The sequence below is a fragment of the Alicyclobacillus sendaiensis NBRC 100866 genome, assembly GCF_001552675.1.
Taxonomy (GTDB): Bacteria; Bacillota; Bacilli; order Alicyclobacillales; family Alicyclobacillaceae; genus Alicyclobacillus; species Alicyclobacillus sendaiensis.
Window position 1 is genome coordinate 1 of sequence record NZ_BCRQ01000082.1, and the last position, 8,827, is coordinate 8,827.

Below are 8,827 nucleotides of genomic sequence, written 5' to 3' on the forward strand. Positions count from 1 at the left end.
CCCTTCACCCATCGGGCTCGCTGCCGAACCCAGGAGCGGACGCGGCTATTGGCCTCTTCCCACGTAGTAGAATCGACCAGGGCCGTCTGGTATCCATGTTTATACAAACGAACACCGAGATCGGCGTCTTCCGTCACATTGAACGGATCCCACGCGCCTACTTTTCTCAAAACCTCCGTTCGAAAGTGGTTCGAGGTCCCGCCAAGCGGAATGGGAACGTTCATAGCCATGACACCAGGAAGCAAGATTCCGAACCAGTTGCTGTACTCCTGAGCAAACCAGCGGGTGAGTAGGTTCTGGCTCGCATTGTAATAGTTGAGTTTCGCCTGCACGCACGCATAATGAGCCGGGAGCTTGCGGAACGCCGCGACGACTTTCTTCAATTGGTCGAATTCTGGGCGATCTTCGGCATCGTAGATCACCACAAACTCTCCTCGTGCGTGAATCAAGCCGAAATTGCACGCCTTAGGCTTCGTCTGCGGATGGGACTTAGGCACGACCACAAATGAGACATAGTACGGCGGCGATAGGGCTCGCGCCGCTTCCAGCGTCTCCACATCGTCTTCTTCGAACAGCAGACGAATATCCAGTTTATGTTTCGGATAGTCAAGCTTCATGAGGTGTTCCAAAAGACCAGGCAACACATTCGCCTCGCGATAGAGCGGCACGAGAATGGTGTATGTCGGCAACTCTCGTTCAGACAGCGAGGCCAAATCGTCGTCCGTCACGGAAACAACCCCCTCCCCCTGCACACCGCGATACAGCATCACGCCCTTCATCCATGCGAACAAGGCATAACAAATCTGCAACACCACATTGATGGCGAGAGCTGTTTTTCGGGGTGCCAAGGCAAAACCAGCGCCCAAGGCCAAGAGCACCAAAAGACCTACTCCGATTTGTGTTCGCGTCAGGAGGAAAGACGCCGAATTCTGAGGCTGTTCCTCGGCAAGCCGCTCCACACTTTCAAATCGCATCTCATCTGCGTACACCAAGTTCCACAGCTGATCAAGTTCATACCGGGTGGCAAGCTGTTGACGAATCGGTTTATCGAGATACTTTGTGAGCTCGCGCATGCGTACCTCGTCCAGGATATCGTGAACAGCGACCCAAATCTGGGATGCGTCCTCGTCGATCACGACCGCCCCCAGCCTGCGCGCCACATCTTCCGGAAGCTTCCGGAGGGTTTGAAGCCGAGGCGGCCAAATCACCCTATCGTGCTTGAGTTGTTCCGCCAGAACGCGGTATACGTCGACCGGCTTCGCATAGCCGCGTGCTACAACGATGTCCCCCAATCGTCCCCCGGTAGCCGCTTGCTCAAGAAGCGCAGCTTCGAGTTGTTCAGGCGTCAGAATCCCTCGTTCGACCATCAGAGTACCCAAGGGTATTTTCTCAGTGTGAAAACTGCATTCGTTGGCCATGCATACTCCGTCCCCTAAGTATGTTGGACCACGAGATTCCAGTCCAATGTTCATTCGTCAGTCATTCGAATGGAGATACGCATGGAACACGCGACTCGGATGACCACCATCACACCAAATAAAATCATAAAACTAAATGGCGCACAATCAAAAGCGTATTGAGACAAACCACCTCCGGCATACGCTGTACACATGGGTACGGACTCCTCACCCACGGAAGGGGGCGCTTCATGCCTTCGCTCATCGTGATTGGCACGGCAGCCGCAGATGCTGCGGTTCAAAACGCCGGCATCTTTCTCGGCGAGGGAAATGTCGGCGGGTGGGACGCCAACCGCAAGATGTCCAATGCGTACAGCGGCACGTACGGCGCCTTCAACGTCCTGGCCGGCATGGTAAACGTGAACGTGGACAACTTCGAAGGGGTGGATGGAGCCATCAACGACACGGACTTCAAGCTCACCGTGGGTGCCAACGCGTGAAACATGCGCGGCGGATAGTACGCAGGCGGAGGGTTGCTGCGACATGCCAAGCGTCATTTTACTCGGCTCGCTTCTCATGAACACGCCTCAGCAAAACGCGGGCGCGTTCGTCGGCGAGTACAACTTCGCCGGCTGGGACACCAACCGGAAAATGAGCCAGGCACACGGCGGAGAATTCGGCTTTTTTAACTGGAACCCTGGCTTTTACAACCTGAATCTCGACTGCTTTGAGGTCGTGGACGGAGCCATCAACGACGCGGACGCGAAGCCCGTCTTCGGCAACAATCTGTGATCAGGGCCGCCAGGCGCGTCGACAGCGACGATGGGAGGGAATGGCCATTCCTGCGCTCGTCTTGATTGGAGCCAACAACTCCATGACACCCCAGCAGAACGCGGGGACGTTCATCGGCCAAGTCAACAACGGCGGCTGGGATGCGAACATGAAGTTTCAGGCTGGAAAGAGCGGCAATTACGACGTGATGAGCTACAATCTGCAGATCTGGAGCCTCCTATTCGACAGCTTCGAGTTCATCGACGGTCAAGTGAACACCCTTGACCTGAAACCGGACGTCGAGGGCAACGTGTGATGAGCCCATGTCCGCGGCGAAGGAGGCGATTCCCATTCCTGTCTTGATTCTGAGCGGTGTGCTGAACACCATGTCGCCCCAGCAGAACGCGGGCGTGTTTCTCGGTCAGATCAACACCGGCGGCTGGGACGCCAATCAGAAATATGGCGCAGGCAAGGCGCTCGACGCAGGCGTGTGCAACTTCTTCATCAGCGCCAACGCGCTGTTTGACAGCTTCGAACTGATGGACGGGGTCATTCACGATCAAGACCTGAAGGTGAATTACGAGTGGAACTTCTAGCGACAGCGTTCCTGCGTGTTGGACTGGGGGGCGAGGCGTGCCGACGGTCATTGCGTTTCAGGCCATTCTGAGCAACACACCGCAACAGAACGCGGGCATTTTCATAGGCGAGATCAACATCGGCGGCTGGGACGCGCATGTCAAATCGAACGCCGCGCAGGCCGCTGTGTTAGGCTCTCACAACGTCCATTGGCTCACGCGCAACCTGAACGTGGATAGCTACGAGCTTTTCGACGGCCTCATCTTGGACCAGGACTTCAAACCGACGTGGGGCATCCAGTGTTGAAGGAACAAGTTCCAAAAGCGGCCGCCCACGAGGGCGGCCAGCTTGGGTCAGGCGTTCAGCAGTTTCAGAAACTCGCGCATGAAACCAGGCAGATCTGGCCACGCGTGACCGGACACGAGGTTCCCTTCCACATACAGCGTCTCCGAGGCGTACTTCGCGCCCATGCCCTCGACGCTCGGCTTGCAGGCGATATACGCCGTCATGGTGCGCCCCTTCAGCTTGTCGCGCACCACCTCGAGGACCTGGGCGGCATGACAAATGGCGCCAACCGGCTTATTCGCGTCGAAGAAATGGCCCACGATGCGCGGCACGTGCTCGTTCAACCGGATGTACTCCGGCGCGCGGCCGCCAGGCAGGATGAGGCCATCGAACTCCTCCGGCCGAATGTCGGCAAAGGCCGCGTGCGCTTGAATGAGGTATCCCGGTTTCTCCGTATACGTCTCCCAACCCGTAAAATCGTGGACGACGGTGTTCAGAGTCTTCTTGCTCGGCGCTGCAATGACGGCGTCGATTCCCTCCTCGAGGAGTCGGTAATAAGGATAGTAAATTTCCAGGGCTTCGACCGCGTCTCCCGCTAAGATCAGCACCTTCTTGGCCATCTGAACATCCCTCTCCTCGTTCCGATTGAACGCCTCACACGGCGTCCATCCCCATTGTATGGGATTTCAGACATCTCGTCCACGCCTGCGTTTCGACACCATTCGAGCACCCGGATCACCCGCCGCCGGCGCGTGCCATCTGCTCGGCGAAGGCGACGAGATCGACGGCCACCTGGCTCACCCCTTGCATCGACGAGGCCAAGGCTTCCATGGCCGAGCGCTCCGCTTCCGCCTCCCTATCCACCCGCTCGATGGCCTCGTTGAGCGCCTCCAGCATCTCCACCATGCGGCGCGTGTTCTGGGCGATCACGTCCGTCTGCGCTCTCGCGCCTTCGGCCAACCGACGAATCTCGCGCGCAATCACGGCGAATCCCCGGCCGCTCTCGCCTGCCCGCGACGCCTCAATCGAGGCGTTCAGACCAAGGATGCGACTCGTGTCCGCAATCTCCCGCACCTCGTCCGAGATGGAGCGCACGTCGCGCACGGCGTTCAGCACGGAGCGGGACTCGCGCGCGATGTCGCCGAGGCTCGCGGCCAGGACCTGCATGGACGCAGCCATCTCCTGCAACGTCGCACTCGTCTGCTGTACGGACGAAGAAAGCGTCGTGGCCAGGCCGACCAGGCGCTCCTCAGCGTCCACGCGGATGCACGCGCCGAAGACCCCCACCGTTTCGCCGCCCTCCGCGCCGATAGGCACCGCCTTCACCACCACGGGCACGCCGAGCAGAGACGCATCCAGGCGAACTTGGCGCACATGCCCTTCCTGCACCGCCTCATACAACCCGTCGCCAGGCCGGAGCTCGTACCCCTCCGCAGCCGTCAGTTGAAAGGTCCGCACAGGGACCACCGCCCGAACTCGCGTCCGATCCCGCCACGAGGATGGCCACATCGTTCAGAAAGGCCCGCTGGGCCAACCTTGCGAAGCGAATCGCACCCTCGAGCGCTGGATGGACGTCCAGATGTTGCTTCGACAGGGCATCCGATCCGACTTCCACACACATCCTCCTCCACGCTCAGCCATGCTCCTTTCGATCATCCGTTCCACACACGCAGGGCATGCTCCTTCTTTCGCAAAGAAACGCATTCGAGAAGAAGCGCAAACCAAAGGGGCGCCAGCCACCTGGCGCCCCTTTCCCATTGACCATCACTCTGCGTCGACAAGCTGCGGATTTTCGCCCTCGGGGAAGTTGGGCTTCGGGAATCCACTGCGCACGCCCCAGACGTAGAAGATGAGCGCAGAGACGGCGACCACTACCATGTCCCAGCCGTAGGGCAGGACGCCGACGCCGCCGAACTTGCTGCTGCCAAGGAACGACACGAGCGCCATCCACAAGAGATACACAATCAGCCACAGCCCGCGCCGGAAGTGTTCCGAAAATCCGCGCCAGCCCGCCTTCGCCGTGTAGTAGAAGTACACCGGCAATCCGATGATGATGACGATGATGACCTCGCCCGTGAGAGGCCACTGCGCCCAATACAGGATGAGCGACGCGAAGATGAACGCGATGGGCGCAATGAGAGACATGCCCGGCACGCGCACGGGGTGATTCACGTGTTTGCCCATCTTGCGGAACGCCATCACGGCGATGGGGCCCGTGACGTAGGAGATGAGCGTGGCGACCGAGATGACGCCCGACAGCTCGCCCCACCCGCGGAACATCAGCATGAAGATGTAGGCGATGACGAGGTTCAACCACATCGCCGCGCGTGGCACGCCGTAGCGAGGGTGAATCCGTCCGAACACCTTGGGGAAATAGCCGTTCGCCTCCATGCCGTGCACCATGCGCGCGGTCGTCGCCGTGTAGGTGATGCCGGTGCCTGAGGGCGATACGAACGCGTCCAGGAACAACACGATGGCGAGCCAGTTGACGTTCAGGGCGAGGGCGAGATCGGCAAACGGCGACTTGAGATTGATGGCCGCCCAGCCATGGCTCAACAGGTTGCGAGGCATCGAGCCGATGAACGCGGTCTGCAGGCACAGATAGATGATGCCGGCGAGCAACACCGAACCAATCACGGCCAGCGGCACGTTGCGGCTCGGATTGCGCGCCTCGCCCGCCAGATTGACGGGGCTCTGAAACCCGTTAAACGCAAAGATGACGCCGGACGTCGCAATGGCTGTCAGCACGCTCGCCCAGCCGTTCGGGGCGAACCCGCCGTACTGCGTGAAGTTGTGCGTGTCAAAATGCGCCGCAACGAGACCAAGGACGGTGAGCGCAGGAATGACGAACTTGAACACCGTGATGGCCGTGTTGGCCCGTGCGAACAGCTTGACCGTCCAGTAATTGAGCAGGAAATAGATGAAGACGAGGATGGCTGCCAACAGCAGGCCAGGCAGCGTGAGCGTCTTGTTGACGTACAGATGGTGGGTCCACGCGGCCCAGTGCCACGGCCACGAGCTCATGTATTGAATCGACGCCTCGGCCTCAACCGGAATCACGGATGCGATGGCAATCCAGTTGGCCCAGCCCGACAAAAAGCCAACGAACGACCCGTGCGAGTAGTGCGCATACCGCACCATGCCGCCGGAGCGCGGAAACATGGGGCCAAGCTCCGCGTAGACAAGGCCAATGAGCAAAATGACGGCCATCCCCAAGACCCAGGCCACAATCGCGGCCGGTCCGGCGACTTTGGCGGCTTTCCACGCGCCGAACAACCAGCCCGAGCCGATGATGGACCCAAGCCCGGTCATGGTCAGCGCGACGAGATGGATCTCCCGGCGCATGCCCTTGTCCATGAAACTCCTCCCTTGTTCAAATGGCGTGTGAACCCGCGCGAGGAAAAGGCCCGCGGGCACCCGACGTGATCGCTTTCATGCACCTCCATTGAGCGCAAACTGTCCACCATACGCCCCATGATGCCGCAAACAGATTACCTATGTCAACCGAGATACTTATTGGAATTCATGGACCATTTCGACCTGTTTCGCATGGACATTGAATTCATAATATTCACACCTAGAAAGAGCCATTCGCCCCCCGCAATCTCGGACATGATTGGGCGCGTGCGCTCATAGAATGAGGTTGGGCAAAAAGTGAAAGGCCCGCGAACCCTATTTCAAGGGGTTGAATCTTCGCAAGTCTCTTAATATGATGGAGTTGAAATCGGTTTCCTACCGTTTTCTGATCACGTAAGGAGGGGACATGGATGGCAGTTCAAGAAGTGAATGCAAGCGCTCTGCATCCGGATGTCGTCGAGTTTCTCAAGGGTCCCAAAGGCTTGTTCATTGACGGCGAATTCGTTCCCTCTGTTTCAGGCAAGACATTCAAGTCTATCAACCCGGCAACGGAAGAGGTCCTGGCCGAGGTGGCGGAGGCGGAGGCTCCGGACATTGATCGCGCCGTGAAAGCTGCTCGCCGAGCCTTCGAATCGGGCCCGTGGTCGCGCATGAGCGCCGCCGAACGGTCCCGGCTGCTCTACAGGCTGGCAGACCTCATGGAAGAACATAAGTTGCAACTCGCCCAGCTCGAGACGCTGGACAACGGGAAACCCATCCGCGAGTCCCTCAACGCGGATTTGCCGCTCAGCATTGAGCACATCCGCTACTATGCCGGATGGCCCACCAAGGTCGTGGGACAGACCATTCCGGTCGCCGGCAAGTACTTCAACTACACGCGGCACGAGCCCGTGGGCGTCGTGGGCCAGATCATCCCGTGGAACTTCCCGCTCCTCATGGCGTGCTGGAAGATCGGCGCCGCCCTTGCCATGGGCTGCACGGTGGTGCTGAAGCCCGCAGAGCAAACGCCGCTTTCGGCGCTCTACCTCGCGAAGCTGATCCAGGAGGCCGGTTTCCCGCCGGGCGTCGTCAACGTCGTCCCTGGATTCGGGGAGACCGCTGGGCAGGCGCTGGTGGAGCACCCGGATGTCAACAAGATTGCGTTCACGGGATCGACGGAGGTCGGCAAGCTCATCATGCGCAATGCCGCGGCGACGCTGAAGCGGGTGACGCTCGAGCTCGGCGGCAAATCGCCGAACATCATCCTCCCGGACGCCGACATGACCCGTGCCATCCCCGGCGCGTTCATGGGCATCATGTTCAACCAGGGCCAGGTGTGTTGCGCCGGATCGCGCCTGTTCGTGCAGAAAAAAGCGTACGACAACGTGGTGGCCGATCTCGTCTCCCTCGCCAAGAAGATTCACCAAGGCCCAGGCTTGGATCAAGGCACCGAAATGGGACCGCTGGTCTCGGACGAACAAGAGAAGCGCGTGCTGGGCTACATTGAGAAGGGCGTCGAAGAGGGCGCCGAGGTCTTGGTCGGCGGCGGCAAGGCGACCGACCGCGGCTATTTCGTGCAGCCGACCATCTTCGCCAACGTCCGCGACGACATGACCATCGCGCGCGAAGAGATCTTCGGCCCCGTGGTGGCGGCGATGCCGTTCGAGGACTTGGACGAAGTCATCGCCCGCGCGAATGACACGGAATACGGCCTGGCGGCTGGCGTGTGGACGGAGAACATTCGGAACGCGCACTACATCGCGAGCAAGCTGAAGGCGGGAACCGTGTGGGTCAACTGCTACAACGTGTTCGACGCAGCTGCGCCCTTCGGCGGTTACAAGCAATCCGGCATCGGCCGCGAGATGGGATCGTACGCCCTCAACAACTACACCGAAGTGAAGGACGTGTGGATCAGCCTCAGCTGAACGTCCGCCGAAGGCCCGGCCGAGTGCCGGGCCTATTTTGTTGCCCAACCTCATTCCAGTTAGACATTTGTAGACACCGGCACTTCCACGCTCGCTTATCGTAGGCAGAAAGAGATCGTTTTGGCGAGGAGGACGCCCGGTGTCACAACCCAACATCCCGAATATCAATCCGTCCATCTCTCTCACCTGAGACGACGCCGTCAACCTGTTGCTCTCCTCCATCGCGATGGAGGAGCTTGGGCTCGGGCACCTGAATGCCGAGGCGGAAAAAATTCAGTACGTCCTCGGCACGCTGACGGGTGCTACAGGCACGCAGCCGTCGCTCGAAGACTTGCTCACCCTCAATCAGTCGGTCAACACGACGCTGGATAACATCATCCGCAAGGAGCTGATCTTGGACAGCAAGCTCAGCAACGTGATGTCGCTGGCGAACGTCGGGCCCACGGGACCTACGGGACCTACCGGACCCACGGGGCCGACGGGACCGACGGGGCCCACTGGACCGACGGGGCCCACTGGACCGACGGGGCCCACTGG

The 8,827-nt window shown here is 59.8% G+C and carries 11 protein-coding genes; 7 read left to right on the plus strand and 4 right to left on the minus strand.

Annotated features, from left to right (window positions below; genetic code table 11):
• A partial coding sequence (locus AS26_RS12545) for a glycosyltransferase (protein ID WP_169793506.1) occupies positions 1–1,418 on the minus strand: 1,418 nt, incomplete at its 3' end.
• A gap of 230 nt (positions 1,419–1,648) precedes the next feature.
• Between AS26_RS12545 and AS26_RS12550 the strand changes: the two genes are divergently transcribed.
• The 5 genes from AS26_RS12550 to AS26_RS12570 are packed head-to-tail and all read left to right on the plus strand — an operon-like array spanning position 1,649 to position 3,050.
• Entirely contained in the window at positions 1,649–1,897 is a 249-nt protein-coding gene (locus tag AS26_RS12550; RefSeq protein ID WP_062310167.1) for a hypothetical protein, read from the plus strand.
• 43 nt (positions 1,898–1,940) lie between these two features.
• Positions 1,941–2,189: a hypothetical protein gene (locus tag AS26_RS12555; RefSeq protein ID WP_062310170.1), complete on the plus strand. Its 249-nt coding sequence runs from the start codon at positions 1,941–1,943 to the stop codon at positions 2,187–2,189.
• A 40-nt stretch (positions 2,190–2,229) separates the two neighbouring features.
• Positions 2,230–2,484 carry a hypothetical protein gene (locus tag AS26_RS12560; protein WP_062310173.1) on the plus strand — a complete coding sequence of 85 codons (255 nt, stop codon included), beginning with the start codon at positions 2,230–2,232 and terminating at the stop codon, positions 2,482–2,484.
• Positions 2,485–2,491: 7 nt separating this feature from the next.
• On the plus strand, positions 2,492–2,764 hold the full coding sequence (locus tag AS26_RS12565) for a hypothetical protein (RefSeq protein ID WP_062310176.1): 273 nt from the start codon (positions 2,492–2,494) through the stop codon (positions 2,762–2,764).
• Positions 2,765–2,801: 37 nt separating this feature from the next.
• Entirely contained in the window at positions 2,802–3,050 is a 249-nt protein-coding gene (locus tag AS26_RS12570; RefSeq protein WP_062310180.1) for a hypothetical protein, read from the plus strand.
• A 47-nt stretch (positions 3,051–3,097) separates the two neighbouring features.
• Here AS26_RS12570 and AS26_RS12575 read toward each other — a convergent pair whose 3' ends face one another.
• From AS26_RS12575 to AS26_RS12585, 3 genes are all read right to left on the minus strand, one after another.
• On the minus strand, positions 3,098–3,649 hold the full coding sequence (locus AS26_RS12575; RefSeq protein WP_062310186.1) for a DJ-1/PfpI family protein: 552 nt from the start codon (positions 3,647–3,649) through the stop codon (positions 3,098–3,100).
• Between the two features lie 115 nt (positions 3,650–3,764).
• Positions 3,765–4,487 (minus strand): methyl-accepting chemotaxis protein, encoded by a 723-nt coding sequence (locus AS26_RS12580; protein WP_245629770.1) that lies wholly within the window; start codon positions 4,485–4,487, stop codon positions 3,765–3,767.
• A 306-nt stretch (positions 4,488–4,793) separates the two neighbouring features.
• The gene (locus AS26_RS12585; protein WP_062310191.1) at positions 4,794–6,386 is read right to left on the minus strand and encodes an APC family permease; all 1,593 of its coding nucleotides are present in this window, start codon (positions 6,384–6,386) and stop codon (positions 4,794–4,796) included.
• Positions 6,387–6,796: 410 nt separating this feature from the next.
• On the opposite strand from AS26_RS12585, the gene AS26_RS12590 reads away from it, so the two are divergent.
• A complete protein-coding gene (locus AS26_RS12590) occupies positions 6,797–8,290 on the plus strand; it encodes an aldehyde dehydrogenase family protein (protein ID WP_062310196.1) in 1,494 nt (497 codons plus the stop codon).
• A gap of 208 nt (positions 8,291–8,498) precedes the next feature.
• Positions 8,499–8,827 (plus strand): alpha-helical endospore appendage domain-containing protein (locus AS26_RS14340; protein ID WP_505592646.1); only part of this gene is annotated, 329 nt, incomplete at its 3' end.

Bases quoted from the DNA above. Each gene is read 5' to 3' on its own strand.
- AS26_RS12575 (WP_062310186.1), bottom strand. From the start codon at position 3,649: ATGGCCAAGAAGGTGCTGATCTTAGCGGGAGACGCGGTCGAAGCCCTG.
- AS26_RS12550 (WP_062310167.1), top strand. From the start codon at position 1,649: ATGCCTTCGCTCATCGTGATTGGCACGGCAGCCGCAGATGCTGCGGTT.
- AS26_RS12555 (WP_062310170.1), top strand. From the start codon at position 1,941: ATGCCAAGCGTCATTTTACTCGGCTCGCTTCTCATGAACACGCCTCAG.
- AS26_RS12565 (WP_062310176.1), top strand. From the start codon at position 2,492: ATGTCCGCGGCGAAGGAGGCGATTCCCATTCCTGTCTTGATTCTGAGC.
- AS26_RS12585 (WP_062310191.1), bottom strand. From the start codon at position 6,386: ATGGACAAGGGCATGCGCCGGGAGATCCATCTCGTCGCGCTGACCATG.
- AS26_RS12590 (WP_062310196.1), top strand. From the start codon at position 6,797: ATGGCAGTTCAAGAAGTGAATGCAAGCGCTCTGCATCCGGATGTCGTC.
- AS26_RS12560 (WP_062310173.1), top strand. From the start codon at position 2,230: ATGGCCATTCCTGCGCTCGTCTTGATTGGAGCCAACAACTCCATGACA.